The sequence below is a fragment of the Rhodococcus sp. AW25M09 genome (assembly GCF_000333955.1).
In the GTDB taxonomy this organism is placed as follows: Bacteria; Actinomycetota; Actinomycetes; order Mycobacteriales; family Mycobacteriaceae; genus Rhodococcoides.
Window position 1 is genome coordinate 91,398 of record NZ_CAPS01000072.1, and the last position, 26,547, is coordinate 117,944.

Genomic DNA, 26,547 nt, shown 5'->3' on the forward strand with positions numbered 1-26,547 from the left:
CGCCGGATCTGCTAACGGCGGATGCGGTCGGCAGTCGTGTGGCGAACACCGTCGAGAAAGAGATTCAGCCCGAAATCGAATCTGCTGGTCGGGTCGGGACTCTCGAACATCGGTGACGCGTCCTGGGTGAGGGCGCCGACAGAGTCCATCTGAAGTCGCGCTTGTTCGTCCACTGTCTGGCCGAGAATGTAGTAGAGCAAGGTGTCGGCGGTCAGTTCCGCATCGCGCCGCGACAGTCCTGCGCGAATGCAGACGGCGGCGATGCGTTCGCGGATGTGGTTGGTGGTCAGCCGCGACGCATACGTTGCAGCGACGAGTTCGGCCCCGTCTCGACGTGAAAGAAGAGCATCGCGCAACCGGTGTGCGATCTGTCCGATCTGCGCGTCCCAAGACTGCTCGGTGGGCGGTGCATCGGCACCGGAGAGCAGGTGATCTGCGATAGCTCCGAGCAGAGTCTGTTTGTTGGGGAAGTGCCAGTACAGCGCACCGGGTTGTACGTGCAATGACGTTGCCAGCCGGCGCATCGTCAGGTCCGCCAGGCCGTACTCGTCGAGAATTGCGATCGCGCCGTCCAGGACGTCTTGCCGACGTAGTTGCACTGTTTCCTCCCAGTCGTTCGACGCGTGTTCGCTTTGACAGTAGCCGAGCCCAGTGCCTAACGTGAACGCCGTTCAACTTGAACGGTGTTCAATATGGCGTCGTTCGACTACGAGGGGACCGGCATGGACATAGTGCACACCGCGCGAGAACAGGTGCTGGGCGACGGCATCGCGCTCGATCGATCTCAGGTTCTCGAGATCCTCGAGCTCGGTGACGACCGTCTGGAAGAGACGATGCTGCTGGCACACGAAGTGCGCATGCGGTGGTGCGGGCCCGAGGTCGAGGTGGAGGGAATCGTCAGCCTCAAGACCGGCGGATGCCCCGAGGACTGCCACTTCTGTTCGCAATCAGGCCTTTTCGCATCCCCTGTTCGTGCTGCGTGGCTCGATATCCCGTCGCTGGTCGAAGCCGCGAAGCAGACTGCCAAGACCGGAGCCACGGAATTCTGCATAGTCGCAGCGGTGCGTGGCCCCGATGCCCGACTGCTCGCACAGGTCGCCGCGGGAATCGAGGCCATTCGAGGCGAGGTGGACATCGATATCGCGTGCTCGCTGGGCATGCTCGAACAGGATCAAGTCGATCAACTCGCAGCGATGGGCGTGCATCGGTACAACCACAATCTCGAGACCTCCCGGTCGTACTTTCCGAACGTCGTGACCACTCACACCTGGGAGGAACGCTGGGCCACCCTGCACATGGTGCGGGAGGCGGGCATGGAGGTGTGCTGTGGCGGCATCCTCGGCATGGGGGAGACACTCGAGCAACGGGCCGAGTTCGCGTCCGATCTCACTGCGCTGGAACCCGACGAAGTGCCCCTGAACTTCCTGAACCCCAGGCCGGGCACCCCGTTCGGAGACCTCGACGTGCTGCCGGCGCACGATGCTCTACGGGCAGTTGCTGCGTTCCGTCTGGCTCTGCCGCGCACTGTTCTGCGATTCGCCGGCGGCCGTGAGATCACCCTCGGTGATCTGGGGGCCGAGCGAGGGATACTCGGTGGTATCAATGCCGTGATCGTCGGCAACTATCTGACGACGCTCGGCCGTCCGGCAGAGCAGGACCTCGATCTCCTCGGTGAACTGCAGATGCCGATCAAAGCGCTCAACTCGACTATCTGATGGGCGTATTAGGGTGGGTCGAATGACGAGCGAGACCCACTACGACCCGCACACCGGTCGCCCTGTCGAGTCTGGGACCGAGGTGGCCGCGGATTCGCTGTCGGTCGCAGTCCGCCTCGGACTGGAGCCCCCGAGGTTCTGTGCTCGGTGCGGCCGCCGGATGGTGGTGCAGATCGTGCCCGACGGGTGGACTTCGGTGTGCTCGCGGCACGGCCTGATCGACTCGGTTGCGACAGGCAGGGGCTAGGTGGACATGTCGGAATTGCGCGAAAGCCCACAGCGTGCCGGTGCCGGTCGGGTTTTGGTAGCGGTCGTAGGGATATCGGTGGCGCTCTCGGCACTCGGCGGCCTGATGTGGGGTTTTCTTGCGCCGGCGGAGCAATTGCTCGTGGTGGCGCAGGATCGCGGTGCGGCACTGACGGGGGAGAGCCTGCACCGTTTCGATGCCCTCGCTCTGTTCTCCTTCATCTCGTTCGCGCTGGGTCTGATTCTTCCGATCGGGTGGTGGCTGTGGAAGTCCGAGCGCGGTCCGCGATTGTTCGGTGCCGTTCTGTTCGGTGCGCTCGCCGGTTCGTTCGCGGCGATGCTGACTGGCAACGGCGTTGCCGCCCTGCGCTTTCCGAAGGCAGATGATCCGGCGATCGGATCCATTGTGTCGGTGGCACCTGCCGTCGAAACCCCCTTGGTGCTGATCGTGCAGGCACTGACAGCGTCGTTGGTCGTTCTGCTGTTGGCCGCCATGAACCCCAACGACGATCTGCAACACACCGATCCCGATCCGGAGGAGCTCGACGTCGACCGGCCGCCACCGCCGTCGTTCGACTCTCGACTCGCGAACTGAGCTGGATCGTTCTCCTGGGTCACGCCTGGGCAGTGATCTCGAAGAACGCCGCTGCGTGCTGTTTCTGGGTTCGGCTCGCCTGGGGATTGAGCCCGGTGCTCCAGGCCGGATACACGCGAAAACCCCTCTTGCCCGGGTGCGCCGCAGACGCGGTGATCCCGAGTCGGTCGAGTTGGTCTGCTGCAAACCTGAATCCAGCACGCCGCCCGCCTGCATCGATCAACACCAGGAGACCATCTTGGTCGGTCGATCGGAACGGTTCTGTGGTTCCGTCTGCTCCTCGTCGCCAGAAAGCCAGAAAGAGACCCGGTTTACGTGGGGTCTCCCGAGCGGTGCGCACCCGCCAACGTTCGCCGTGGATCTGCGCTATCAGCCCGTCGTACTCCGCGTTCGTGGTGTCGCCGTGAACTATCGCCGAAGTACCTGTTGAATCCAGGATTTCTCGCGCATACCAATCGAACGCCGCTTCCTGCACTGCACCAGCCTATCGGCGAAAAGGTCGAGGGCGTGATGGCTGCCGGGCGGCTAGTTGCCGTTGGCGCTGGGCGGTCTCAATGCCGCGAACTCGTCGGTGACTCGAATGCTGTTGTCGGCGAATCGAAACAGTGCGGGTGGCCGCCCGCCGGCTTTGCCCGACGGCGCGCGCCGCCCAGTGGGTTCGATGACGCCGCGTCGGCTGAGTACCCGCTGCAAGTTGGTGGCGTCGACCTGATATCCGAGTGCTGCGCCGTAGATCTCGCGTAGCGTCGAGATCGCGAAATCGACCGGAGCGAGTGCGAATCCGATGTTGGTGTAGGAGAGCTTCGCGGCAAGTCGATGTCGCGCATGGGCGACGACGGTTCCATGATCGAACGACATGGCGGGCAACTCCGAGACCGGATGCCATGTGGTGTCCTCGGGCAGTGTCGGCTCGGTCGCTATCGGAACCAGGCCGAGGAAGGTCGACGCTATCCGTCGATCTCCCGGAACCCGATCCGGCTCGCTGAAGATGGAGAGTTGCTCGAGGTGCGCGACGGATCGCACGTCGACCTTTTCGGCGAGCTGACGACGCGCGGACGCGGCGAGGTTCTCGTCGTCACTGAGGGTGCCACCGGGAAGTGACCAGGTGCCGGCCTCGGGGTCGAGTGCGCGCTGCCAGAGCAGCACTGCCAATTCGGGGGCGTCGGGGTCGGAAAAGACCCGAACTTGGAACACCGCAATGAGGACTTCGTGGACGGTGCTACGATGAATCATGTTTTCGATCATAAGTCGAAAACTTCCTCGGAGGAAATCCGGTCATCGACGACCGGATGATCGGTGAAGGAGAACCGTCATGACCAGCAGCGCTACCCGGATGAACATCCTGGACTCGGCTTTCGCCGGAGTTCGCGACATCGTCGACGGAGCCGGCGGCTACGGGGGAGTCGAGGCAACGCCGGAATGGGCAGCCGAGATTCGACGGCTCGCCGATCTGCGCGGTGCAACACTGCTCGCGCACAACTATCAACTGCCTGCAATCCAGGATGTCGCCGATCACGTCGGTGACTCGCTGGCACTCTCGCGCATCGCTGCCGAGGTATCCGAGGACACCATCGTGTTCTGCGGCGTCCACTTCATGGCCGAAACCGCGAAGATTCTGAGCCCGAGCAAGACGGTACTCATTCCCGACCAGCGCGCCGGCTGCTCGCTCGCCGATTCCATCACCGCGGATCAGCTCCGCGAATGGAAGGCTGATTTTCCCGACGCCGTCGTCGTGTCGTACGTCAACACCACCGCCGAGATCAAAGCCTTGACCGACATCTGCTGCACCTCGTCCAACGCAGTGGAGGTGGTGCAGTCCATCGATCCGAGCCGCGACATCCTGTTCCTGCCGGATCAGTTCCTCGGCGCGCACGTCAAGCGCGTCACTGCGCGCGAGAACCTGCACATCTGGGCCGGAGAATGCCACGTGCACGCCGGCATCAACGGCGACGAGCTGGCCGAGAAGTCGCGTACCCACCCCGATGCAGAGCTCTACGTGCACCCCGAATGCGGTTGCGCCACGTCGGCGCTGTACCTCGCCGGTGAAGGATTCGTCCCCGCAGAGAAGGTGAAGATCCTGTCCACCGGCGGCATGCTCGATGCTGCCCGCACCACCACGTCCAAGCAGGTGCTGGTCGCCACCGAGATCGGCATGCTGCACCAGCTGCGGATGGCCGCTCCCGAGGTCGACTTCCTCGCCGTCAACGATCGTGCATCGTGCGGTTACATGAAGATGATCACCCCTGCCGCGCTGCTCCGCTGCCTCGTCGAAGGACGAGACGAGGTGCATGTCGATCTCGAAACCGCGAACATTGCCAGCAAATCGGTGCAGCGGATGATCGAGATCGGTACCCCCGGCGGCGGTGAGTGACTATGTCGGGCGGGTGGGAAACCGCGCCCGTCGGATGGGAAACCGGGGCTGATCTGGTCGTCGTCGGCGGCGGAATCGCCGGTCTGACCGCCGCCCGCACCGCAGCAGCCCGAGGCCTGCGCGTGCTGACCGTCAGCAAAGCGAGCTGCACCGACACCGCGACGCAGTATGCGCAGGGCGGGATCGCGGTCGTCGGACCCGATCTCGACGATTCCATCGAATCGCACGTTGCCGACACCTGTGTCGCCGGTGCGGGACTGTGCGACGAGGCCGCGGTGCGATCCATCGTGTCGGGTGGGCGCGCAGCGATCGCTTCGCTCGAGGCCGTCGGAGCGTCGTTCGATCGCGGCGCCGACGGATCGCCCGCGCGCACTCGGGAGGGCGGGCACAGCGTGCGCCGCATCATCCACGCCGGCGGCGATGCCACCGGGGCGGAGGTTCAGCGCACGCTCGACGCTGTGGTGCCGGCGGTGCACTTCGACACGACGGCGTTGCGCGTGCTGACGACGGACGGCGAGGTTGCGGGACTGCTCGTCCGTGGGCCCGGCGGCGTCGGAGTCGTTCGTTGCCCGACGGTTCTACTCGCGACCGGCGGACTGGGACAGCTGTTTTCGTGCAGCACCAATCCTGCGGGCGCGACAGCCGACGGTATCGCGCTCGCCCTCGACGCAGGTGCCCGGGTTGCCGACCTCGAATTCGTTCAGTTTCATCCGACTGTGCTGTTCGCCGCCGGTTCGACGGGCCGCCGTCCATTGATCAGCGAAGCGCTACGCGGCGAGGGCGCTCGGCTAGTCGATGTCACCGGTCGTGCGTTCATGGCTGCCGTACATCCGCTCGGTGACCTCGCCCCACGTGATGTGGTGTCGCGGGCCATCGCAGAACTGTTGCACGTCAGTGGGGGCGAGCACGTGCTGCTGGATGCTCGTGGAGTCGAGGGCGTGCGCGACCGATTCCCCACGGTGACCGCGTCGTGCCTCGAGGCCGGTATCGATCCAGCGACGGACCTCATTCCGGTGGCACCGGCCGCGCACTACTCCTGCGGCGGAATCGTGACCGATACATCCGGTCGTACATCGGTTCCCGGCCTGCTCGCTGCCGGTGAAGCGGCACGCACCGGTCTGCACGGCGCAAACAGGTTGGCGTCGAACAGCTTGCTCGAGGGCTTGGTGGTGGGCGAACGTGCGGCACTCGTGGCTGCCGAGCGGGCGGGACGCGCCGTGGACATCACGGACGTCGCCCTGCCGACCTATCGCCGTATCGACCGAGCTGTGCTGCAACGCACCATGACTGCCGACGTCGGTGTGGTTCGCGATGCCGCCGGTCTCGCCGAGGCGCACCGCGTTCTCGCCCACGGGGTGGTGTCCGAACCGCCGGTCGACGCGCGTGCGGTGGAGGACGCGGCATTGACGGCGGCAGCGGAGGTCATTGTGCTGGCCGCTGCCCACCGACGGGAAAGCCGAGGATGCCATACCCGACGCGATTTCCCGGAACGGGAACCTGCGCAACTCCGAAGCCTGCACATCGAGCGAGATCTCGACGGAAACCTGGCCATAGTGAACGACGAAGTGATGACGGGAGCACGTTGACATGACCGACATTTCGAACGAGGTGAGCCCGGGCGTCGATCGCGGCGAGGTGCTCGCCCTGATCCGCACAGCACTCGATGAAGACCTGAGGTACGGCCCCGATATCACCACTGTGGCAACGGTTCCGGAGGACGCCGTGACAACGGCCTCGGTGGTGTCTCGCCAATTCGGTACCGTCGCTGGGCTCGATGTGGGTCTCCTCGTTCTCGACGAGGTGATCGGTGCCGAGGGATATTCCATTCTGCATCGCATCGAGGACGGTACGACTGTCGAACCAGGACAGGCCGTCCTGACGATCGAGGCCCCGACGCGGGGGTTGCTGACGGCCGAGCGCACGATGCTCAACATCGTGTGCCACCTGTCGGGGATCGCCACCGCAACTGCCGGTTGGGTCGCCGAGGTGGCCGATACCGGGTGCAAGATTCGCGACAGTCGAAAGACGTTGCCAGGACTACGTTCGTTGCAGAAGTACGCGGTGCGTGCCGGCGGCGGCGTCAACCATCGGATGGGCCTGGGCGATGCCGCGCTCATCAAGGACAATCACGTGGCGGCAGCCGGTTCGGTTGTTGCGGCACTCGAGGCGGTACGAGCGGCAGCGCCGAACATCTCCTGTGAGGTGGAGGTCGACAGCCTCGAGCAACTCGATCAAGTACTCGTCGAGAACGTCGAACTCGTTCTGCTGGACAACTTAGCGCTGTGGCAGACGCAGATGGCGGTGCAGCGCCGAGACAAGCTCGCGCCGACGACGAAATTGGAATCGTCGGGTGGACTGACCGTCGACGTGGCGCGAGACTACGCCCGAACGGGTGTCGACTTTCTCGCTGTGGGCGGTCTGACACACTCGGTGACAGTGCTCGATCTCGGCCTGGACATGTGAACAGCGCCTCGCGATGTGAGGAAATTCTTCGAAGATGGAAATGCAGAGCGCCGCCTCGACAGTTGGATCTGGGCGGTCCGGTTGTTCAAGACGCGATCCGCAGCAGCCGCTGCGTGCCGCGGCGGGCACGTCCGCGTCAACGGGTCCCCGGCCAAACCCGGCCAGCGCGTCGGTCCGGACGACGAGATCAGGCTCCGAGTCGAGGGGGTCGAGAAGATCGTCGTGGTCGTGCGAGCGATCACCAAACGGGTCGGCGCAGCTGTGGTTCCCGAATGCATGGTCGATCGCAGTCCACCGCCGCCACCGAAAGAAGTTCTGGCGTCGGTACCGAGGCGCGATCGAGGAGCCGGGAGGCCGACGAAGCGCGATCGGCGCGAGATCGACCGATTGCGGGGACTGGAACAGTAGAGCGTTCAGCACTCTGTCACTACCATTGGTAATCACCTGAGGTACATACACGCTGGCAATGGCCTGACAGTTTTTGGTCCGCGACAGCAACTCCACCGACTGAAAGACTGAGCACGAAACCCGTTGATGTTCAGTTGATTTCATCGATATCAGCAACATGAAAGAGCTCGAGGTCGCCACTGTTGCCGCCACCGTAGTGCTAGTTCTGTTCCTGACGGCAGTCGTAGCCAGTGCATCGTCGGTCGTGGCCCTCAGCCATCCGTGTGTCTACCGGACGGGCTTGGGAGCGCCTTTTCCCCTGTTGGATGAGGAGACTCTTGCCTGGTTTCGCCAGGTTCACCGAGGTGGCCTCGTCACCTCCGGCCGACTTCATCGCGGTTCGCGCAGGCGCTTGGGCGTGTGTAGGCAGGGCTGTGGCCTGATGCTGGCCTGGGCCGTCATGCGGGTTGTCGTGGTTCCTCGTCGCCGGGGTCTTCGTGCTCGTCGGGCGGGTAGAGGACCTCTTCTGGGTGGTGTGCGTGGTTGATCAGCCCGCGGCGTTTGGGGTCCATTGCGGTGGGTGGGTGCCAGAGGGTGCGGCCTGGGTATCGATGTCCGGCTGTGGTTTTGGTGGTCGCCCACTTGCCGGGTCCGTCGCCGACGAGTGCGTGGTGCATGTCGCAGCCGAAGGTCAGGGAATCTATGTCGGTGAGGCCGCCGTCGGTCCAGTCGGTGACGTGGTGGGCCTGGCACCAGGTGGCGGGGCGGGTGCAGGAGGGGAAGCTGCAGCCGCGGTCTCGGGCGATCAGCACGATGCGCTGATCGGCGGAGGCGATACGTTTCGAGCGGCCCAGGTACAGAGCTCTGCCGTCGTCGTCGAAGATCGTCAGGTAGTGGTGGGCGTGGGAGGCCATGCGGATGGCGTCGCGGATGGAGACGCGTGATCCGGTGGCGGTCATGGCGTAGCCGCAGCCGGCGTCCAGATCTTTCAGGGTCATGGTGACGATGGCGGTGACGGGCAGGCCGCGATGGGTGCCGAGAGTTCCGGAGGCCAGGGTGTGCCGAAGCGCCAGTTTCAGGGCGTCGTGGTGGCGTTCGTTCTGGGTGCGCAGATCCCGAGCTGCAGCGGCATCCCGCACCGCAGAGTCCGGTGCTGCCGTATCCGCGGCATCGTCGTCTGGTTCGGCACTTCCGTCGGAACCGTCGGAGCCAACGGTCCTGCCGGAGTCATCTGGCTCTGTGTCGCAACCGCAGTCGGCACCGCAGTCACCGCAGCCGTCGTCACTGATGCCGTCCGTTTCATCCCACAAGCCCGCATCGTTGGACCCGGCATCACGGGCAGTGGGCTCGGGCTTCGGCGCAGTGGTTCTGCCGCTCCCGCCGCCTTCCCCGCCGTCCCCGTCTTTGCCGTCGCTGTCGGTCTCGTCGTCGTGAACGACCGATGTCGGGTCGGCGGGGTTGTTGACTCCAGGTTTCGCTGCCTTGGAGAACAGTGCTTCGAGGTAGGCCCGCAGTTCGGGGTCGACGCAGAATTTGCCTTCCGACATACCGTCGGCACCCTGCTCACCGAGGTAGAAGTACGCATCCCGCCGCTTGCGTGGCTTCGGCTGCTTCCCGTCGTCTTCGTCTTCGTCGTAATCGCCGTCGGGGTTCACCATCGCGTCCAGAGATGCCACCACGGGCGCGAAATCGTCCGGCCGCAATTTCACGGCCTGTTCCACCAATTGCTCCTCGGCGAGATCCCTCGTCTGAGGGTCGACACTCGAGGGCAGGTGCCGAAAGAACTCCCGGATCATCTGCACATGCTTGGCGTCGAGCAATCCCGCTCGTAGCGCTGTAGCGGTGTGCGGCAGCAGCGGCGGGAGCACTTCGCCGGAGAACGCGGTGCGATCGCCCAGCTCCGCTGCCAGACGCACCCGAGCCCCTGCTGCACGTGGGGTGATTCGCAGCATCCACGCCACCGAGGACGGTACCGACCCGGGGTACACATCGAGGCCGTGTTGAGTGATCAGCTCGTTGAGCCAGGTATAAGAGTGCGCGTTCACCGAGCGCGTGAGGGTTTCCATTCGCTGGATCACCGCACGACGGTCGGCATTGGACCACGCCACCGACGCCTGCTCCGCCAACTCCGCGACCGCGGACTCGACCCGGTCCACCAACAGCGACAGTGCGGGATCGCACACCTGAGGGGCGGGCGGCACCGTATCGATGCCGTCCACCCCTGATCCGCCGTCCCCCGAAAGCATGTACAGAATCTATCGCGACCCACCGACAGACTTTCGAACGTACGTTCCCAGTCGGATGGGAGTGTCTCCTGGAGGCCTGTTCAGCGCCGCTTTCCGCTGCGCCGAGCGTTCGTTTTCGTCTTGGTAACGGGACGAGCAGGCTTGGAGGGGTGTGCCTTCTTCTTCTTGACCGGCGCGTCGTCCGTCGCCCCTCGTGAACTACGGGTCGATCGACCGCGAACGATGCCGATGAACTCCTCGATCCTGTCGTCCTCGCGATCGGCCGACCACGCGAGCGCGATCTGCGACTGTTCGATGTCTGTCACAGGGCGATAGACGAGATCCTTGCGAGCATTGAATCGGGCGACCGAGTGCGGAACGATCGCCACTCCCAACCCGGCAGCCACGTACTCGAATGTCTCCGCTGTGGAGCTCATCGGAGGTAGTTCCGGACGATCTCCGCTGACGAGTTCGGTAGCCACAGCTGCCCATTCGGGCACCGTCGCAGGATCTGCAAGCAGATGCTCGTCGGCGAGATCGGTTGCGGTGACCGAATCGAATGCTGCGACGGCGTGGTCCTTGGGAACCACCACGACCTGCACTTCCTGGTAGAGGCCAATGGCATTGAGTCCGTCGCGATCGATGGGCGGTCGCACGAAGCTGACATCGACCGTTCCGTCGCGCAGGCTCAGCACCTGTGTTTCCGGTGTTGTGGCCACCACCGACAGCGCGACACCGGGGAACCGATCTGCCCAGATGCGCGTCCACTTGGTCAGCGTCACACCCTCGGCGTATCCGATCGTGAAGGTCGTCGGCTCCGCCGCTGCCTCCTGCTCCGCAGCAATGTGCCGATCGTCCTCGGCGATCTCCACCAGCGCCCGCTCGAGCAGATCTCGGCCGGCCGCGGTGAGTTCGGTGGGGGATGCTCCCGGCACGAACAGGTCGACGCCGAGCTGCTCCTCGAGTTCCACCACGGTCTTGCTCAGGCGTATTCGCGAGATTCCCAGCGACTGGGCAGCGCGGGCGAAATGCAGTTGCTGCGCCACCGCCGCAAACCAGCGCAGTGTCTGCACATCGATATTCACGGTCCCGAGCCTATGGGACGACGCGGTCTGCGAGCGACCGTGGCGTCGAGAACGAGTATTGCCGGATAAGCTGGTGCGGTGAGCCCGGAGAACAAGCAGCAGACCATGAAGCCATTGACCGCGGCGAACAAGCTCGGTATCTACCTTCCCGCAGCACCCGAAGAATTTCAGAACACCCCGGTCAGCAGATCCGACCTGGACGCACTGCGCAGCGATCCGCCGCAGTGGCTGACCGAGCTGCAGGCCAACGGACCCTTCCCGCGTGACGTCATCGCCAAGAAGCTCGACATCTCCATCGCCGGCCTGGCCCGCGGCGGAGTGACCGAAGCGTTGACCAGCGAGGCCATCGACGAGCTCATCGCCAACCCGCCGCAGTGGCTCGTTCGCGAGCGTCGAACCCAGATCCAGGTTCGCAAGGATGCCGAACGCATCAAGGAGAAGCAACAAGCGCGTCGTACAGCGGGAAACCGGCCGACGAAGCTTCGTAACCTCTAGCGGGAGACGACCCCGTCGAGGTAGCGCCACCGGCCGTCCACTCGGACGAAGCGACTCGCCTCACTCATCGTGCCCCCACCTGCGGGGTGCTTGTAGTGGGCCCGGAACTCGACGGTCCCCGTGTCGTCGAACAGCCCACCACCGTCGGCTGCGACGATGTCGAGTCGATACCAGCGCTGGTCGGGGTCCAGTTCCAACTCGGCCGGTGCGGTGTCCGGATGCCAGGATTCGAGCAGATATGCCGCGTCTCCGAGGGCGAACGCGGTGAATCGTGATCGCATCAGCTTCTCCGCCGTCGGTGCGCTCGCAACACCGAGCAGATACGGCTCGCAACACGCGTCCACCGTGTCGCCGCTCGAACACGGACACCTCCCACTCACTCGTCGACCACCTTCTGATCACCTGGTCGTTCAGCAGGCTCCACTCCTACAGAGTAAGTACCGAGCTCGTGCTCGTCCCGCTTGCCGACGTCCTGGATCCACGTGTTGGCTTCGAGCAACGTGTCGAACAATCCCAGTGGTATCGGATCTCCGCCGAGGGCGTTCTTCATGATCACGCGGTATTTCTTCACGGTGTCACCCGGCGAACGGTAGCCAAGAACGTCGCGGCGGCGAAGAACATCCCGGCGAACGTGCGATTCATCGTCTTCTGCTGACGCTGTGAGCGCATCAATCGCAGCACCCGAGATGCCAGCGAGGTGTAACCGGTCATCACCAGCATGTCCACCGCCACCATCGTGGCCGCGATCACGAGGTACTGGGCGAGCAGGGGCCGCGCCGGATCGAGGAACTGGGGGAGCACCGCCACCATGAAGACGACGGCTTTCGGGTTGCTGGCGTTGACGAGGAACCCTCTTGCCAGCATCGTGGTTCCACGATCGGCCACGGCGGGAGCGTCCGCGACGTCGGTGGGGCCGGCTCGCCACTGCCGAACGCCGAGGTAGAGCAGGTAGGCAACGCCGAACCATTTGATGGCCGTGAAAGCCAGCGCGGAGTTGGCCAGGACGGCTCCCAGCCCGACGGAAACGATGCCGATCTGCACCAGCAAACCGAGCTGGAGTCCGAAGATGTTCCAGTATCCCCGGCGCAAGCCGTAGCGAAGCCCGGTGGACATCGATGCGATGGCACCGGCTCCGGGGGACAGACTGATGACGATGCTCGCGCCGAGGAAGGCGAGCCACACTGACCAGGACATGCGTTCATTGAACTACGTCGGTCAACTGGGATTCCGTTCGACCGTCTGACCGGTGGCGTTGCACCGCCGCGCCAACGTCGAGCACGCGCTCTACCCGGCGGGTTCTTGCCACCGTGGATCGTGGTCCTGTGCCGTCCGCCTCGGACGACACCGCACATTCCGTCGTCCATCAGGCGGCCGAACCATGCGCGCAGATGCGATATGACCCTTCCTGCGCAGGTGGCGTTGCATCTAGCGCCGTCCATAGTGCTCTTCCGGTCCGCCGACCGTGTCGCGGGGAGTGTGAGTGAGGTACGCGTCGGAGATCCTCCGAGACAATAGTTGTGCTGACTTACAGTTGCGATCCGTGCGTGGGTCAACCTGCACGCTGTGCTCGTTGAGCACGCGGCAGTCCCCGCGCGCGTACGCGCCAGTCCCCGCACACATACGCGCCAGATCTTGGGCCCATTTGACTCGACCCGGTGGTTTTTTGCACGCATCTGATCGATGAACTGGACTATCTGCGGCGGCGAGGTGGGTACCTCCCGCTCGCGGGGGACGAGCTCCCTCGCGAAGAAAATCGATGTCGACTGCTTGAATCCCGTTTACTTCCTGGAGATTTCGGTTGTCACGCTCGAGTTCCTCGATGCGCTGTTGTTCCTCGGTCGTTGCATCGGCAGCCTGGTTGGCATCGATCCGAGCTCGGCGTGTCCGGAGCCGGAGTGACTCCGTGCCAACACAGACGCAGCGTAGAGCGGTCCACCTGGTTTGCGCCGCTGACACGCAGAAACGCCCCTGCCGACAGACAAGGGCGTTTCGGTTTTGTTCGTTACAGTGCGAACGGGTTGAGACCCTGACCGATTTGATAGAAGAATCCCCAGACGGCGATGTACGCCGGATAGAGCCAGTCGGGCACCCAGGTAGGGGTCACGGGACCGCTACCAGGCGATGCACTGGCTACACCTGCTGTCATCAAGAGCACAAGACCAACGGTGACGGTGACTGTGGCAACTCTCAATTTGTTCATGCCGTTGGTATCGCTCAAACCGACTGTGCGTTACCGATTTTGACGTTCGGCTATTCCGGTCGACATGGTCGCTGTTTTAGCCCACCGACTTCTAGGCTGTCGTCAGGTATGTCTCGCGCGACACAAGAAGCAGGACATGCGTTCATTGAACTACGTCGGTCAACCGCGATTTCGTTCGACCGTGGGTGTCGAACGTGTCTGTGCGGGGTAGGCCAGTTGGATGGCAGACATCAGAACAATCGATACAGGCTCCCAGCAGGTCACCCGGCAGACCGAGGTCCGGGCGCCCGCAGCCGAACTGTTCGACATCGTGGCCGATCCCCGGCGACACGGCGAGCTCGACGGATCGGGAACCGTCAAGGACACCGTTCGCGGCCCCGACCGGCTCAGTAGCGGTGCCAAGTTCTCCGTCGGCATGAAGCAGTACGGCGTGCCGTACAAGATCACCAGCACGGTCACCGAGTTCCTCGACGCCGACAAGCACAAGGTCGTCGAGTGGCAGCACCCATTGGGACACAGCTGGCGCTGGGAGTTCGAGGAGAAGCAACCGGGTCTGACGACGGTCACCGAGAGCTTCAAGTACGGCACGGCCAAGGCACCGAAGATGTTGGAGCTGTTCAAGATGCCGCAGAAGAATGCGCAGGGAATCGGCAGTACGTTGCAGAATCTGGCGGCTCGCTACGCCTGAGCAGTAGTCCGGACAACCGAGCCCACCGCCCACAATTCGCCGTCGGAAGCGTCAATTTAGCTCGACGACGCGAATTGTGGGCGCTCGTCGCTGCTGACCCTGATCTATTCTCACCAGCATGGCGATCGATCCCGATACGAAGAACTGGACGTGGGTGCTCGAGCGAGCCTGCCCCGATTGCGGGTTCGATGCGAGTGCCGTCGAGTACGACGACATCCCCGGCCTGATCCGCGCCGACGTCGGCCGCTGGATGGCGGTCCTGCGGAGGGATGACGTGGCCGTACGGCCCGACGATTCGACGTGGTCCGCACTCGAGTACGCCGCACACGTGCGCGACGCGCACCGAATCTTCCGCACCCGGCTGGCACTGGTACTGACCGAGGACGACCCCGAGTTCGCGAACTGGGACCAGGACGCGACCGCAGTGGCCGAGAACTACAACGAGCAGAACCCCGCTGCGGTGGCGGCGGATCTCGGTGACGCCGCGAACGGATTGGCCGACGATTTCCCGGCTGTGCTGCCGGAGAATCGGCACCGGACAGGGAGGCGCAGCGACGGATCGAATTTCTCCGTCGAGTCACTGGCCGCGTACTACATTCACGATCCGATTCATCATCTGTGGGACGTGCGAGGCTGAGGCATATTCGGTGGAACTATCCTGGTGGTTCGGACAACACTGATTCGACCGAACCCCGGCACCGAACCGACTTCACGAAGGGGCCCACTATGCCTGCCCGCATCGAGCTCGCCCGCGTCGATCTACGCGGACGAACTCCATCCACCGCCGAACTACGCGGCGCACTTCCCCGAGGCGGAGTGGATGTCGATTCGGTGCTTCATCAGGTTCGCCCCGTTGTCGACGCCGTCGCCGAACGTGGCTCGGAGGCAGCTCTCGAGTTCAGCGAGAAGTTCGACGGTGTCCGGCCGGACCGCATCAGAGTCCCGCAGAAAGAACTGGCCAGAGCGCTCGAGGAGCTGGACGCCGATGTTCGCGCCGCCCTCGAGGTCGCGATCGAACGAACTCGTCGGGTGCACTCGGATCAGCGCAGAACCGACCACACCACGCAGGTGGTCCCCGGCGGAACCGTGACCGAACGCTGGATCCCCGTCGATCGGGTGGGGCTCTACGTTCCCGGCGGCAACGCGGTGTACCCGTCCTCGGTGGTGATGAACGTCGTGCCCGCTCAGATCGCCGGCGTCGGTTCCCTGGTGGTGGCATCGCCTCCACAGAAGAATTTCGGCGGCCTGCCGCACCCCACCATCCTCGCTGCGGCCCAGCTACTCGGTGTCGACGAGGTCTGGGCAGTCGGCGGCGGCCAGGGGATCGCGCTGCTCACCTACGGCGGAACGGATACCGACGGCGGTGAGTTGGCCCCGGTCGATCTCATCACCGGCCCCGGCAACATCTACGTCACGGCCGCCAAGCGACTGTGCCGCTCGCTCATCGGAATCGACTCCGAGGCAGGCCCCACCGAGATCGCGATTCTCGCCGACGCCACCGCAGACCCGATCCATGTGGCAGCTGATCTGATCAGCCAGGCCGAACACGATGTGATGGCCGCCAGTGTGCTGGTCACCGACAGCGTGGAGCTGGCCGACGCAGTCGACGAGGCCGTCAACGCGCAGATGCCGTCCACCCGTCATGCGGAGCGCGTGGCCACCGCGTTGAACGGTAGCCAGTCCGGCATCGTGCTGGTCGACGACGTCTCGCAGGGGTTGGCCGTGGTCAACGCCTACGCGGCCGAGCACCTCGAGATTCAGACGAAGGACGCGTCCGACGTCGCAGCTCGGGTGCGTAGTGCCGGTGCGGTATTCGTCGGAGCGTGGTCGCCGGTGAGCCTCGGTGACTACTGCGCCGGTTCCAATCACGTGCTCCCGACGGCCGGCTGCGCTCGCCACTCGTCCGGATTGAGTGTGCAGACGTTCCTGCGTGGAATCCACGTGGTCGACTACAGTGAAGCAGCCCTGAAAGATGTTGCTGCGCATGTTATTGCGTTGGCCAACGCCGAGGATCTGCCGGCGCACGGCGAGGCCGTTCGGTTGCGGTTCGAGGGCCTGCGTCCGGCAGACGGGGCGGCGTCGTGAACAGCGCACTCGGACAGTCGGTATCGCTCGACGATCTGCCACTGCGCGATGCGCTGATCGGCAAGTCGCCTTACGGCGCACCGCAATTGACTGTGCCGGTGCAGTTGAACACTAACGAGAATCCGCACCCGCCGACACAGGCGTTGATCGACGACGTGGCCGAGTCGGTCCGGGTTGCCGCCACACAGTTGCACCGGTACCCCGATCGCGACGCCGTGGAATTGCGGACCGACCTCGCGCGCTACCTCACCGAGCAGACCGGATTCCCGGTCGACGCCACCAACGTGTGGGCAGCCAATGGCTCCAACGAAATTCTGCAGCAGTTGCTGCAGGCGTTCGGCGGGCCGGATCGCACAGCACTGGGCTTCGTTCCCTCGTATTCGATGCACCCGATCATCTCGTCGGGAACACAGACCGAGTGGATACCGGCGAAGCGTCGGGCAGATTTCTCGCTCGACGTCGATTATGCGGTGCAGGCTATCGATGAGCGCCGGCCGGACGTCGTGTTCGTCACCAGTCCCAACAATCCGACCGGTCACAGCATCGCCGAGACGGATCTGCGCCGAATCCTCGACGCCGCACCGGGAATCGTCGTAGTCGACGAGGCCTATGCCGAATTCTCCTCGGCAGCAAGCGCAATCGGATTGATCGAGAGCTACCCCAGCAAGATCGTGGTCAGCCGGACCATGAGCAAAGCGTTCGCATTTGCCGGGGGTCGGCTGGGATACCTTGTCGCAGCACCTGCTGTCGTCGACGCAATGCTGTTGGTGCGCTTGCCTTACCACCTCTCGGTTGTCACGCAGGCCGCTGCTCGGGCCGCACTGCGGCATGCCTCGGACACGCTCGGCAGCGTGGCCGAGCTGTCCGCCGAACGCGACCGGGTGGCACTGGCGCTCGCCGGCCAGGGCTACGACGTGGTGCCGTCCGACGCCAACTTCCTGCTGTTCGGTCGGTTCGACGACGCGCCCGCGACCTGGCAGCGATACCTCGACGAAGGCGTTCTCATCCGGGACGTCGGAATCGCCGGTTACTTGCGCGCGACAATCGGATTGGCACACGAGAACGACAGATTCCTGACCGTCAGCGCAGAACTTGCATCGACCGAAAGAGCAGAGGCACACCAGTGACCACACCCGCTCCCCGCATCGCCAAGATCGAGCGCACCACCAAGGAATCCGATATCTCGGTCGAGCTGAACCTCGACGGCACCGGCGTCGTCGACATTTCGACCGGCGTCCCCTTCTACGATCACATGCTCACCGCCCTCGGCACCCACGCTCGATTCGACCTGACGGTCCGTGCGAAGGGCGATATCGAGATCGAGGCACACCACACTGTCGAGGACACCGCGATCGTGATCGGCCAGGCGCTGGGCCAAGCCCTCGGCGACAAGGCGGGCATCACCCGGTTCGGTGACTCGTTCATTCCGATGGACGAAACACTCGTGCACGCGGCAGTCGATGTGTCCGGGCGCCCGTACTGCGTGCACACCGGTGAGCCCGATTACATGGTGCATTCGGTCATCGGCGGCTACCCGGGCGTTCCGTATTCCACGGTGATCAACAAGCACGTGTTCGAGACGCTGGCGTCCAACGCTCGCATCGCCCTGCACGTTCGGGTGATCTACGGCCGCGACCAGCACCACATCACCGAGGCCGAGTTCAAGGCCGTCGCCCGCGCGCTGCGACAGGCCACCGAGTACGACCCTCGCGTGACCGGAATTCTCTCCACCAAGGGAAGTCTGTGATCGGTCGATCGGTGCCCGTGCTTTGAGTGGTCTACTTGCCATTCGCGGTCTTCCGGCCGCGATGGCGATGGGCGCAGCATCGTTCGGTGGCTGGGGCTTGCTGCTTCCGGTGGTTCCCCTCGCGGTGTCCCAGTCGGGCGCATCCGACGCGGTGGCCGCGGCCAGCACTGCGATCTTCATGACCACCACGGTGATCACCCAACTCTTCGTGCCGCGAATGCTGATGCGAGTGGGCCACCGCGCGGTCCTGGCTGCCGGATGCCTGCTGCTGGGAGTGCCTGCATTGTTGTTCATCGTGTCCGTCGAAGCGATACCGGCGTTGGCCGTGTCTGCTCTGCGGGGTACCGGTTTCGGCATGCTGACAGTGGCCGGTGCCGCGATCGTCGCAGAGTTGGCCCCGATCGCTCTGCTCGGCCGTGCTACGGGCGCGCAGGGAATTGCCGTCGCGTTGTCTCAGATGATCACACTGCCGATCGGACTGGTGATCTTCGCAGTGAGCCCGACCGCGGTCTTCGTGCTCGGCGCGGCCGTGCCCGCGGCGGGACTGATCGGCGTGGCGCTGTTGCCGCCCACAAGGCCTGCAGCGCAGCCGCCCGCCCTCGATCGGGTTCGCCTCGACGCGCGCCGATTTCTCGTCCCGTGCCTCGCCGTGGCTTCGGTTTCCGCGGCCTACGGAGGAATCACCAGTTTGCTGCCGATCGCCGAATCGAACCGGGCCGCGATGATCGGGCTTGCGCTGGCCGTCGTCAGCGCTGCGATGCTCGTCGGTCGGTACACCGCGGGGGCGGTAGCAGATCGAATCGGGATCGGTCGCTCAGTGGCTCCAGCGCTGGTGTCGGCTGCGATCGGCATCGCTCTGTTCGCGATCGCGGCGCTGGGAAGTATGCCCGCTGCTCTGTTCTTCGTCGCCGCCGTCCTGTTCGGAATCGGGTACGGCGCATGCCAGAACGACAGCTTGGTGATGGCATTCGATGCAGCCGGGCCCGCTCGATACAGCAGTGCCAGTGCCGTGTGGAACATCAGCTTCGACGCGGGCACCGGCGCCGGCGCGCTCGCACTGGGCGTCCTGGCCACGAGTGTGGGGTACACCGCGGGGTTCACCGCGGCGGCAATCACAGTTGTCGTCGTCGCGGCGGTGGCGCTGATCGCCCGACCACGTCCCGATAGACTTCTCGCATGACTTCTGTGGTGTTGCTCGATTACGGCTCGGGCAATCTGCACTCGGCGAAAAGGGCGCTCGCCCGGGTCGGTGCCGACGTGACCGTGACCTCCGATTTCGACGAGGCTCTCGATGCAGAGGCTCTGGTTGTCCCCGGTGTAGGTGCGTTCGCCGCATGCATGGAGGGTCTCCTGGGGGTGCGGGGTGACCGGATCATCGGGCGTCGTCTGGCGGGCGGGCGGCCCGTGTTGGGAATCTGCGTCGGAATGCAGATCCTGTTCGAGCGCGGTGTCGAATTCGGCGTCGGAGCGGACGGCTGCGGGGAATGGCCCGGAACGGTGGAACGTCTGCAGGCCGACGTATTGCCCCACATGGGCTGGAACACCGTCGAGGCGCCGAACAAGAGCGTGCTGTTCGACGGCATCGATCCCGAGACCCGCTTCTATTTCGTCCATTCGTACGCGGCGCAGCAGTGGGAGCTCGAACCGAGCGACACCATCCCTGCGCCGCTACTCACCTGGGCCGATCACGGCGGTCGATTCCTCGCTGCAGTGGAGAACGGCGCGCTCTCGGCCACCCAGTTCCATCCGGAGAAATCCGGAGACGCCGGAGCCGCGCTACTGGAGAACTGGGTGCGATCGGTGTGAGCGACCGCGAGTTCTCCCTCGGACGACTGGCCTACCGGTCACTCGGTGCCGCTGTGGCAGTGCTCGCACTCGCCACGGCACTGATCGGGATCCTGCAGCCGAGCGCCGGCGTTGCCCTGGTGATTGCGTTGGTCGGAGTGGTGGGGGCCATTACGGCAATGGGTGTGGTGTCCACCCGAATCACGAATAAGGAAATCGGGTAGCGCCACCGACGACCCGTTGTGAGTTGACCACCGCTCGGCCCGTATCATAACCGCACGTGAGCCTGGTCTTATTGCCTGCTGTCGATGTCGCAGGCGGCGAAGCTGTCCGTCTCGTTCAAGGAGAAGCCGGAAGCGAGACGAAGTACGGATCGCCCCGCGATGCCGCCCTCGCGTGGCAGAACGACGGCGCAGAATGGGTCCATCTGGTGGATCTCGACGCCGCGTTCGGGCGCGGATCCAATCGCGAATTGCTCGCGTCGGTCGTCGGCGAGCTGGACGTCAAGGTGGAGCTGTCGGGCGGAATCCGTGACGACGAGTCGTTGCGCGCCGCGTTGGCGACCGGGTGCGCCAGAGTCAATCTCGGAACCGCTGCCCTCGAGGATCCGCAGTGGTGCTCCCGCGCGATCGGCGAGTTCGGTGATCGCGTCGCCGTCGGTCTGGACGTGTTGATCGTGGACGGAGCGCCGCGACTGCGGGGACGCGGCTGGGTCAGCGACGGCGGTGATCTCTGGGAGGTTCTCGAGCGTCTCGAGCGCGACGGGTGTTCGCGATATGTGGTCACGGATGTGACCAAGGACGGCACGTTGACCGGGCCCAACCTCGAACTGCTGGCCGACGTGTGCGCCAAGACCGACAAGCCGGTCATTGCGTCGGGCGGCGTGTCCACGATTGCAGATCTGGAAGCGATAGCCGGACTGGTCGATCGCGGAGTGGAAGGTTCCATCGTCGGAAAAGCCCTGTACGCCGGTCGTTTCACACTCCCGGACGCCCTCGCTGCGGTATCTCGGTAGCGGAAGAATGACCCTTCCCGAGGAACCGACTCGCCTGCTCGAGATCGCCGGTGGGTTGCTCGACGGTATCCACGATCGGTTCGTCGCCGGCGTCGGTGCACCGAGTGCAGTGCAGAAGGGGCCCGACGATTTTGCCACTGCGGTGGACCTGGAACTCGAACGCCGACTCGGCGCGGAACTGTACGACGCCACCGGGATCGCGGTGCACGGTGAGGAATTCGGCGGACCGGATCTGAACTCGGGGCTGGTCTGGGTGCTCGACCCCATCGACGGCACGTTCAACTACTCGTCGGGATTGCCCTCGGCGGGAACACTGTTGGCGTTGCTCGACGACGGCGAGCCGGTCCTCGGACTGACCTGGCTGCCGTTGGTGGATCAGCGATTTGCCGCGGTGGCCGACGGCCCGCTCTTGCTCAACGGGGTGGCCCTGCCGGCCTTGCAACCGAAAGTGTTGCGCGAGTCCATGATCGGGTTCGGTGCGTTCAATGTCGCCAGCCGGGGCCCACTGCCGGGTCGGTTCAGATTCCGTATTCTAGAAGAACTGTCGATGCATTCCTCACGATTGCGTATGCACGGTGCCACCGGAGTCGATCTGGCCTACACGGCCAGCGGGGTACTGGGGGGCGCTGTGGTGTTCGGTCATCGTGCCTGGGACAACGCGGCCGGTGCGCTGCTGGTGCGCGCGGCAGGCGGGGTCGTCACCGATCTCGCAGGCGAGCCCTGGACGGTCGACTCCACGTCGGTGCTCGCAGCCGGGCCCGGGGTGCACGGCGAACTACTGAAAGTCATCACCGAGCTCGGTGCCCCCGTCGACTACCTGGAAGGACCCCTGCGATGAGCGTCGCGGTCAGAGTGATTCCGTGCCTGGACGTCGACGCCGGACGCGTCGTGAAGGGTGTCAACTTCGAAAATCTGCGCGATGCAGGCGATCCCGTCGAACTGGCGGCCGCCTACGACGCGCAGGGGGCGGACGAGCTGACTTTCCTCGACGTCACCGCGTCGACCTCCGATCGAGGCACGATGCTCGACGTCGTCAGCCGGACCGCCGAGCAGGTGTTCATCCCACTGACCGTCGGCGGGGGAGTACGCACAGTCGCCGATGTCGATCGTCTGTTGCGGGCCGGGGCGGACAAGGTCAGTGTCAACACCGCCGCGATCGCTCGACCGGAGTTGCTGCGCGAGCTCAGCGAACGGTTCGGCTCGCAGTGCATCGTGTTGTCGGTCGACGCCCGCACGGTTCCACAGGGGCAGCAGGACACCGCGTCGGGCTGGGAGGTCACCACACACGGCGGCAAACGCGGCACCGGCATCGACGCTGTCGAGTGGGCACTGCGAGGTGCCGAGTTGGGCGTCGGCGAAATTCTGCTCAATTCGATGGACGCCGACGGTACGAAGGCCGGTTTCGACCTACCGATGATCGCGGCCGTCCGGTCCGCGGTGCACGTGCCGGTCATTGCCAGCGGGGGAGCCGGCCGGGTGGAGCATTTCTCACCTGCAGTGCACGCCGGAGCCGACGCTGTTCTCGCCGCCAGCGTCTTCCATTTCGGCGATCTCACCATCGGCCAGGTCAAAGATGCGATGCGCGCAGAGCGCATCGTCGTCCGATAACGAAGAGGTTCTTCGATGCCACTCGATCCGAGCCTGTCCGCAAGACTCAAGCGCAACGAGGCGGGACTCTTCAGTGCCGTCGTGCAGGAACGTTCGACCGGTCAGGTGCTCATGGTTGCCTGGATGGACGACGAGGCACTCTCTCGAACCATCGAGACCCGCAAGGGCACTTATTATTCCAGGTCCCGGCAGCAGTACTGGGTCAAAGGGGAGACGTCGGGGCACACACAGTACGTGCACGAGGTTCGGCTCGACTGCGACGGTGACGCCGTTCTCCTGGTCGTCGACCAGGTGGGCGCAGCATGTCACACCGGCACGCACACCTGCTTCGACGCCGACATCTTGTTGGGCCCCGACGCTCAGGCGTGACCGGTTCCCGCCGCGATTCCCTTGTCCAACTGAGCCAGCAGAGTCGAGCTGAGCGTGGCGAGTCCGCTGACCTCCGCGGTGGAGAGCCCATCGAAGATCAGGGCCTGCACGGTTGCGACATGCCCTGGTGCCGATGCGACGACCTTCTCCATTCCGGCGTCGGTCAGCACCGCATAGGATCCCCGGCTGCCCGGAATGCTCTCGCGCCGAACCCACCCGGCCTTCTCGAGTTTGGTGACCACGTGCGACAAGCGCGAGAGCGACGCGTTGGCGTATTCGGCCAGATCGCGCAGCTGGATGCGGCGTTGTGCGCTCTCGCTCACCACCGCGAGAACGAAGTAGTCGAAGTGGGTCAGCTGCGAATCACGCTGCAGCTGAGCGTCCAGCGCCGCCGGAAGTCGAGTGACCAGAGCGACCAGCGACCGCCAAGCCTCCTGCTGACTGTCGGTGAGCCAACGGGGATCCACCGTGTCTTCCGGTGTCGCCGACGTATCCATCGCGGGGAACCCTCTCGATCTGTGGGTCGTTTCTGCAGGCTCCACTCCTATCTCTGGGTCGTTCCTGCAGGCTCCACTCCTGCCGAGATAGTTGTGGTGTGCACATGATGCCTCGAGCTTCCCCCCCATCCGAGGCATCACCTCGAACAGCGCTCTAGGTGCGATGTGCGCGCAGGTATTCCAGAGCTTTGTCCGCGTGAGCTTCGAACCGTACTTCGCTCGAGAAGGTTTCGAGTACTTTCCGGTCGGTGCCGATGACGAAAGTTGCGCGCTTGACCGGGGAAAGCTTGGCAAGCAGGCCGCGCTTGACCCCGAATGTGGTGGCGACGGTGCCGTCCTCGTCGGAGAGCAGTGGGTAGTCGAACGATTTGGACGCGGCGAATTCGGCCTGCTTGGCGACGGCATCGTTACTGATACCCACCCGGGTGGCTCCGACATCGGCGAACTCGTTGGCCAGATCCCGGAAGTGGCATGCTTCGGCCGTGCAGCCAGGGGTGAACGCGGCAGGGTAGAAGAACAGCACTATCGGACCATCCGTCAGCAATTCGGTCAGCGTTCGGGTCCGACCGGTCTGGTCCGGCAGGGAAAAATCGGGAACGAGCTCGCCAGGTTTCATGTTCGGCAGGTTACCGCGAGCGACGACCTTGCTGCCGAACCTGGGAGGATGGGGCAATGCACGGCGAGACGACCACCGACCCCAGTCCCACCCCCGACACCGACGACTCGGACTCGACCACCTCCCGCGAGGTGTTTCGGCAGCTCGCCGCCGAGCACAGAGTCGTGCCGGTGACGAGAAAGGTGTTGGCCGACTCCGAAACTCCGTTGTCGGCGTACCGCAAACTCGGGGCGGACCGGCCCGGAACTTTCCTGCTCGAGTCGGCCGAGAACGGCCGGTCGTGGTCGAGGTGGTCGTTCATCGGTGCCGGTGCCCCGGCGGCGTTGACCGTGGTCGACGGCGAGGCGGTGTGGCGCGGAAATGTTCCCGCCGGTGTGCCGAGTGACGGCGATCCCCTCGAAGTGCTGGCGCGGACGCTGGAGCTACTGCATTCGGAGCGTGTACCGGGCCTGCCTCCGTTGACCGGTGGCATGGTCGGCTATCTCGGCTACGACTCGGTGCGGCGCATCGAGAAGCTGCCCGAACACGCGCAGGACGATCTCGGTGTGCCCGAGATGGTCATGCTGCTCGCTACCGATCTGGCGGCGGTCGACCACCACGAGGGCTCGATCACCTTGATCGCGAACGCGGTGAACTGGGACGGCTCCGACGAGCATGTCGACCGAGCGTACGACGACGCGGTTCGCCGGCTGGACCGGATGTGTGCCGACCTGTCGAAGCCTGCCGCTTCCACCGTCTCCACATTCTCCAAGTCAGTGCCACAGTTTCGTCGGCAGCGAACCTCCGAGGGCTTCGGTGCAGATGTCGCCCGCCTGGTGGAGGAGATCGAAGCCGGGGAAGCATTCCAGGTGGTGCTTTCGCAGCGCTTCGAGATGGACACCGAGGCGTCGCCGCTCGACATCTATCGGATGCTGCGAGCGTCCAACCCCAGCCCGTACATGTACCTGATGCACGTTCCGGGGGAGAACGACGAGACGGCCTTCTCCATCGTCGGTTCGAGCCCCGAGGCACTCGTGACGGTCGTCGACGGTCTCGCCGACTACTCATCCGATCGCCGGTACGCGTTGGCGCGGCACGTCCGAGGAAGAGGACGTGCTGCTCGAGAAGGATCTGCTCGCCGACGAGAAGGAGAACGCCGAGCACTTGATGCTCGTGGATCTCGGTCGCAACGATCTGGGGCGCGTCTGTGCTCCCGGCACGGTTCGGGTGAGCGACTACCGCCACATCGAGCGATACAGCCATGTCATGCATCTGGTGTCTACGGTCACCGGCCGTCTGGCCGAGGGCAAGCGTGCGCTCGACGCGGTCAAGGCCTGCTTCCCGGCGGGCACCCTGTCGGGCGCACCGAAAGTGCGCGCGATGGAATTGATCGACGAGCTCGAGCCGACGCGACGCGGCATCTACGGCGGCATCGTCGGCTACCTCGATTTCGCCGGCGACGCCGACACCGCCATTTCCATTCGCACTGCCCTGATCAAGGACGGCACGGCCTACGTTCAGGCCGGTGCGGGTGTGGTGGCCGACTCGGTCGCGGAATACGAGGACGACGAAGCGCGAAACAAGGCGATGGCCGTGCTGGGGGCAGTGGCGGCAGCAGAATCTCTGCGTGAGGTCGGTGGCCGATGACCGAGGGATCCGGTCGTCGTGGCTCGGCCGCTGTGCCTGTCGCCCTGCTGATCGTGGCCGCGGCGTGCCTGTGGGGCGCGTCGAGAATGACGTGGGTTCGGGTGGCGTCCTCCGACGGTCTCGGAGAAAGTCGTACCGACGATCTTCTCGGCAGTACCTGGGCTGCGGCCACCACACCGCTGGCTCTGGTGCTGTTGGCGGCGGTAGCCGCGTCGTTCGCGGTGCGCGGGTGGGCTTCTCGCGTGCTGGCCGTGCTGATCGCGGTGGTGGCCGTGGCGGCCGCAATTCCGGCCGTTCGACTGCTGACCGCAGGTGCATCCGACACCGAGGCCGCGGCGCTGGCCGAACTTCCGGCCAGGGCTCAGGTCTCGATGACGGACGTGTCGGTTCTGCCGGCGATCGTCACCCTGATCGGCGCACTCTGTGCCTTCGCTGCGGCCGTGGTGTCGATTCGGAAGTCATTTGCCTCGCAGGTACTCTCGTCCAAGTACGACGCCCCGGCAGTGCGACGTGACGAAGTCGCTCGCCGAGCTCGCAGTTCCTCGGCCGGCGATGCCGCGCAGGACGAGGGTGAGGACCTCACCGAACGCATGATGTGGGATGCGCTCGATGCCGGCGAAGACCCTACCGACGAGTCCGGTACCCCGCGTTCGTCGGACGGACACGGCCCTCTACGCTAGGTCGGACGCCGATGAGATTCCTCACATCGAATGTCGACGCTCAGAAAGG

32 protein-coding genes and 1 pseudogene are annotated in these 26,547 nt (G+C 64.7%); 22 read left to right on the plus strand and 11 right to left on the minus strand.

The features are described from left to right. Nucleotides 1-11 precede the first annotated feature (11 nt). On the minus strand, nt 12-599 hold the full coding sequence (locus tag RHODMAR_RS14660; protein WP_008715840.1) for a TetR/AcrR family transcriptional regulator C-terminal domain-containing protein: 588 nt from the start codon (nt 597-599) through the stop codon (nt 12-14). 93 nt (nt 600-692) lie between these two features. On the opposite strand from RHODMAR_RS14660, the gene bioB reads away from it, so the two are divergent. From bioB to RHODMAR_RS14675, 3 genes are read left to right on the plus strand one after another with little or no spacing between them, the layout of a single operon-like run. Next, on the plus strand, nt 693-1,715 hold the full coding sequence (bioB, locus tag RHODMAR_RS14665; protein ID WP_008715841.1) for a biotin synthase BioB: 1,023 nt from the start codon (nt 693-695) through the stop codon (nt 1,713-1,715). 22 nt (nt 1,716-1,737) lie between these two features. Beyond that, nucleotides 1,738-1,962, plus strand: coding sequence for a biotin synthase auxiliary protein BsaP (bsaP, locus tag RHODMAR_RS14670; protein ID WP_008715842.1), 225 nt, complete (start codon nt 1,738-1,740; stop codon nt 1,960-1,962). A gap of 6 nt (nt 1,963-1,968) precedes the next feature. Then, the gene (locus tag RHODMAR_RS14675) at nt 1,969-2,556 is read left to right on the plus strand and encodes a DUF2567 domain-containing protein (RefSeq protein WP_042939323.1); all 588 of its coding nucleotides are present in this window, start codon (nt 1,969-1,971) and stop codon (nt 2,554-2,556) included. Between the two features lie 19 nt (nt 2,557-2,575). Here RHODMAR_RS14675 and RHODMAR_RS14680 read toward each other — a convergent pair whose 3' ends face one another. Together RHODMAR_RS14680 and RHODMAR_RS14685 are read right to left on the minus strand one after the other, a co-directional pair. Further along, entirely contained in the window at nt 2,576-3,031 is a 456-nt protein-coding gene (locus RHODMAR_RS14680) for a MepB family protein (RefSeq protein WP_008715844.1), read from the minus strand. Nucleotides 3,032-3,081: 50 nt separating this feature from the next. Continuing rightward, on the minus strand, nt 3,082-3,789 hold the full coding sequence (locus tag RHODMAR_RS14685; protein ID WP_042939324.1) for an NUDIX hydrolase: 708 nt from the start codon (nt 3,787-3,789) through the stop codon (nt 3,082-3,084). A 79-nt stretch (nt 3,790-3,868) separates the two neighbouring features. Between RHODMAR_RS14685 and nadA the strand changes: the two genes are divergently transcribed. Genes nadA through RHODMAR_RS14705 form a run of 4 tightly spaced genes read left to right on the plus strand, consistent with a single transcriptional unit; the run spans nt 3,869 to nt 7,798 of the window. Next, nucleotides 3,869-4,927 carry a quinolinate synthase NadA gene (gene nadA, locus RHODMAR_RS14690; protein WP_008715847.1) on the plus strand — a complete coding sequence of 353 codons (1,059 nt, stop codon included), beginning with the start codon at nt 3,869-3,871 and terminating at the stop codon, nt 4,925-4,927. A 2-nt stretch (nt 4,928-4,929) separates the two neighbouring features. Next, a complete protein-coding gene (locus RHODMAR_RS14695; RefSeq protein WP_008715848.1) occupies nt 4,930-6,513 on the plus strand; it encodes an L-aspartate oxidase in 1,584 nt (527 codons plus the stop codon). A 1-nt stretch (nt 6,514) separates the two neighbouring features. Continuing rightward, nucleotides 6,515-7,390, plus strand: a complete 876-nt coding sequence (nadC, locus tag RHODMAR_RS14700; RefSeq protein ID WP_008715849.1) for a carboxylating nicotinate-nucleotide diphosphorylase — start codon at nt 6,515-6,517, stop codon at nt 7,388-7,390. Nucleotides 7,391-7,405: 15 nt separating this feature from the next. Beyond that, on the plus strand, nt 7,406-7,798 hold the full coding sequence (locus tag RHODMAR_RS14705) for an RNA-binding S4 domain-containing protein (RefSeq protein ID WP_008715850.1): 393 nt from the start codon (nt 7,406-7,408) through the stop codon (nt 7,796-7,798). A 437-nt stretch (nt 7,799-8,235) separates the two neighbouring features. Here the strand turns inward: RHODMAR_RS14705 and RHODMAR_RS27030 are convergent, their stop codons facing one another. Both RHODMAR_RS27030 and RHODMAR_RS14720 read right to left on the minus strand, forming a co-directional pair. Then, on the minus strand, nt 8,236-10,023 hold the full coding sequence (locus RHODMAR_RS27030; protein ID WP_008715851.1) for an HNH endonuclease signature motif containing protein: 1,788 nt from the start codon (nt 10,021-10,023) through the stop codon (nt 8,236-8,238). A gap of 80 nt (nt 10,024-10,103) precedes the next feature. Then, on the minus strand, nt 10,104-11,087 hold the full coding sequence (locus RHODMAR_RS14720; RefSeq protein WP_008715852.1) for a LysR family transcriptional regulator: 984 nt from the start codon (nt 11,085-11,087) through the stop codon (nt 10,104-10,106). Nucleotides 11,088-11,165: 78 nt separating this feature from the next. On the opposite strand from RHODMAR_RS14720, the gene RHODMAR_RS14725 reads away from it, so the two are divergent. Next, the gene (locus tag RHODMAR_RS14725; protein WP_008715853.1) at nt 11,166-11,582 is read left to right on the plus strand and encodes a DUF5997 family protein; all 417 of its coding nucleotides are present in this window, start codon (nt 11,166-11,168) and stop codon (nt 11,580-11,582) included. Here the strand turns inward: RHODMAR_RS14725 and RHODMAR_RS14730 are convergent. From RHODMAR_RS14730 to RHODMAR_RS14750, 4 genes are all read right to left on the minus strand, one after another. After that, nucleotides 11,579-11,962 (minus strand): YchJ family protein, encoded by a 384-nt coding sequence (locus RHODMAR_RS14730; RefSeq protein WP_008715854.1) that lies wholly within the window; start codon nt 11,960-11,962, stop codon nt 11,579-11,581. The two genes, RHODMAR_RS14725 and RHODMAR_RS14730, sit on opposite strands and share 4 nt — an antisense overlap. After that, nucleotides 11,959-12,153, minus strand: a complete 195-nt coding sequence (locus tag RHODMAR_RS14735; protein WP_042939277.1) for a hypothetical protein — start codon at nt 12,151-12,153, stop codon at nt 11,959-11,961. The genes RHODMAR_RS14730 and RHODMAR_RS14735 overlap by 4 nt, the downstream gene beginning before the upstream one ends. Then, nucleotides 12,150-12,776: a homoserine/homoserine lactone efflux protein gene (gene rhtB, locus RHODMAR_RS14740; RefSeq protein WP_042939278.1), complete on the minus strand. Its 627-nt coding sequence runs from the start codon at nt 12,774-12,776 to the stop codon at nt 12,150-12,152. The genes RHODMAR_RS14735 and rhtB overlap by 4 nt, the downstream gene beginning before the upstream one ends. Nucleotides 12,777-13,584: 808 nt before the next feature. Beyond that, nucleotides 13,585-13,728 (minus strand): hypothetical protein, encoded by a 144-nt coding sequence (locus RHODMAR_RS14750; protein ID WP_198289449.1) that lies wholly within the window; start codon nt 13,726-13,728, stop codon nt 13,585-13,587. A 274-nt stretch (nt 13,729-14,002) separates the two neighbouring features. Between RHODMAR_RS14750 and RHODMAR_RS14755 the strand changes: the two genes are divergently transcribed. The 12 genes from RHODMAR_RS14755 to hisI all read left to right on the plus strand — a co-directional run bounded on the left by RHODMAR_RS14755 (nt 14,003) and on the right by hisI (nt 23,079). After that, nucleotides 14,003-14,470 (plus strand): SRPBCC family protein, encoded by a 468-nt coding sequence (locus tag RHODMAR_RS14755; protein ID WP_008715858.1) that lies wholly within the window; start codon nt 14,003-14,005, stop codon nt 14,468-14,470. A gap of 118 nt (nt 14,471-14,588) precedes the next feature. Next, nucleotides 14,589-15,107: a DinB family protein gene (locus RHODMAR_RS14760; RefSeq protein ID WP_008715859.1), complete on the plus strand. Its 519-nt coding sequence runs from the start codon at nt 14,589-14,591 to the stop codon at nt 15,105-15,107. Nucleotides 15,108-15,196: 89 nt separating this feature from the next. Continuing rightward, nucleotides 15,197-16,555, plus strand: coding sequence for a histidinol dehydrogenase (gene hisD, locus RHODMAR_RS14765; protein WP_008715860.1), 1,359 nt, complete (start codon nt 15,197-15,199; stop codon nt 16,553-16,555). Next, a complete protein-coding gene (locus tag RHODMAR_RS14770; protein WP_008715861.1) occupies nt 16,552-17,682 on the plus strand; it encodes a histidinol-phosphate transaminase in 1,131 nt (376 codons plus the stop codon). Before hisD ends, RHODMAR_RS14770 begins: the two co-directional genes overlap by 4 nt. Then, nucleotides 17,679-18,302: an imidazoleglycerol-phosphate dehydratase HisB gene (hisB, locus tag RHODMAR_RS14775; protein WP_008715862.1), complete on the plus strand. Its 624-nt coding sequence runs from the start codon at nt 17,679-17,681 to the stop codon at nt 18,300-18,302. The genes RHODMAR_RS14770 and hisB overlap by 4 nt, the downstream gene beginning before the upstream one ends. 61 nt (nt 18,303-18,363) lie before the next feature. Continuing rightward, nucleotides 18,364-19,482 carry an MFS transporter gene (locus tag RHODMAR_RS14780; RefSeq protein ID WP_008715864.1) on the plus strand — a complete coding sequence of 373 codons (1,119 nt, stop codon included), beginning with the start codon at nt 18,364-18,366 and terminating at the stop codon, nt 19,480-19,482. Beyond that, complete coding sequence (gene hisH / locus RHODMAR_RS14785) at nt 19,479-20,108, plus strand: imidazole glycerol phosphate synthase subunit HisH (RefSeq protein ID WP_008715865.1); 630 nt, start codon at nt 19,479-19,481, stop codon at nt 20,106-20,108. Before RHODMAR_RS14780 ends, hisH begins: the two co-directional genes overlap by 4 nt. After that, nucleotides 20,105-20,311, plus strand: coding sequence for a hypothetical protein (locus RHODMAR_RS14790; RefSeq protein ID WP_008715866.1), 207 nt, complete (start codon nt 20,105-20,107; stop codon nt 20,309-20,311). The genes hisH and RHODMAR_RS14790 overlap by 4 nt, the downstream gene beginning before the upstream one ends. Nucleotides 20,312-20,367: 56 nt before the next feature. Then, nucleotides 20,368-21,102 (plus strand): bifunctional 1-(5-phosphoribosyl)-5-((5-phosphoribosylamino)methylideneamino)imidazole-4-carboxamide isomerase/phosphoribosylanthranilate isomerase PriA, encoded by a 735-nt coding sequence (gene priA, locus RHODMAR_RS14795; RefSeq protein WP_008715867.1) that lies wholly within the window; start codon nt 20,368-20,370, stop codon nt 21,100-21,102. A 7-nt stretch (nt 21,103-21,109) separates the two neighbouring features. After that, nucleotides 21,110-21,940: an inositol monophosphatase family protein gene (locus RHODMAR_RS14800; RefSeq protein ID WP_008715868.1), complete on the plus strand. Its 831-nt coding sequence runs from the start codon at nt 21,110-21,112 to the stop codon at nt 21,938-21,940. Then, entirely contained in the window at nt 21,937-22,710 is a 774-nt protein-coding gene (gene hisF / locus RHODMAR_RS14805; protein ID WP_008715869.1) for an imidazole glycerol phosphate synthase subunit HisF, read from the plus strand. Before RHODMAR_RS14800 ends, hisF begins: the two co-directional genes overlap by 4 nt. A 15-nt stretch (nt 22,711-22,725) precedes the next feature. Further along, a complete protein-coding gene (gene hisI, locus RHODMAR_RS14810) occupies nt 22,726-23,079 on the plus strand; it encodes a phosphoribosyl-AMP cyclohydrolase (protein WP_008715870.1) in 354 nt (117 codons plus the stop codon). On the opposite strand, the gene RHODMAR_RS14815 is transcribed toward hisI, so the two are convergent. After that, entirely contained in the window at nt 23,070-23,576 is a 507-nt protein-coding gene (locus tag RHODMAR_RS14815; RefSeq protein WP_008715871.1) for a MarR family winged helix-turn-helix transcriptional regulator, read from the minus strand. The two genes, hisI and RHODMAR_RS14815, sit on opposite strands and share 10 nt — an antisense overlap. Nucleotides 23,577-23,730: 154 nt before the next feature. Next, complete coding sequence (locus tag RHODMAR_RS14820; protein WP_008715872.1) at nt 23,731-24,192, minus strand: peroxiredoxin; 462 nt, start codon at nt 24,190-24,192, stop codon at nt 23,731-23,733. Nucleotides 24,193-24,248: 56 nt separating this feature from the next. On the opposite strand from RHODMAR_RS14820, the pseudogene RHODMAR_RS14825 reads away from it, so the two are divergent. Then, a pseudogene (locus RHODMAR_RS14825) lies at nt 24,249-25,818 on the plus strand (anthranilate synthase component I). Then, nucleotides 25,815-26,498 carry a TIGR02234 family membrane protein gene (locus RHODMAR_RS14830; protein WP_008715875.1) on the plus strand — a complete coding sequence of 228 codons (684 nt, stop codon included), beginning with the start codon at nt 25,815-25,817 and terminating at the stop codon, nt 26,496-26,498. The pseudogene RHODMAR_RS14825 and the gene RHODMAR_RS14830 overlap by 4 nt, the downstream one beginning before the upstream one ends. The last annotated feature ends 49 nt before the right edge of the window (nt 26,499-26,547 follow it).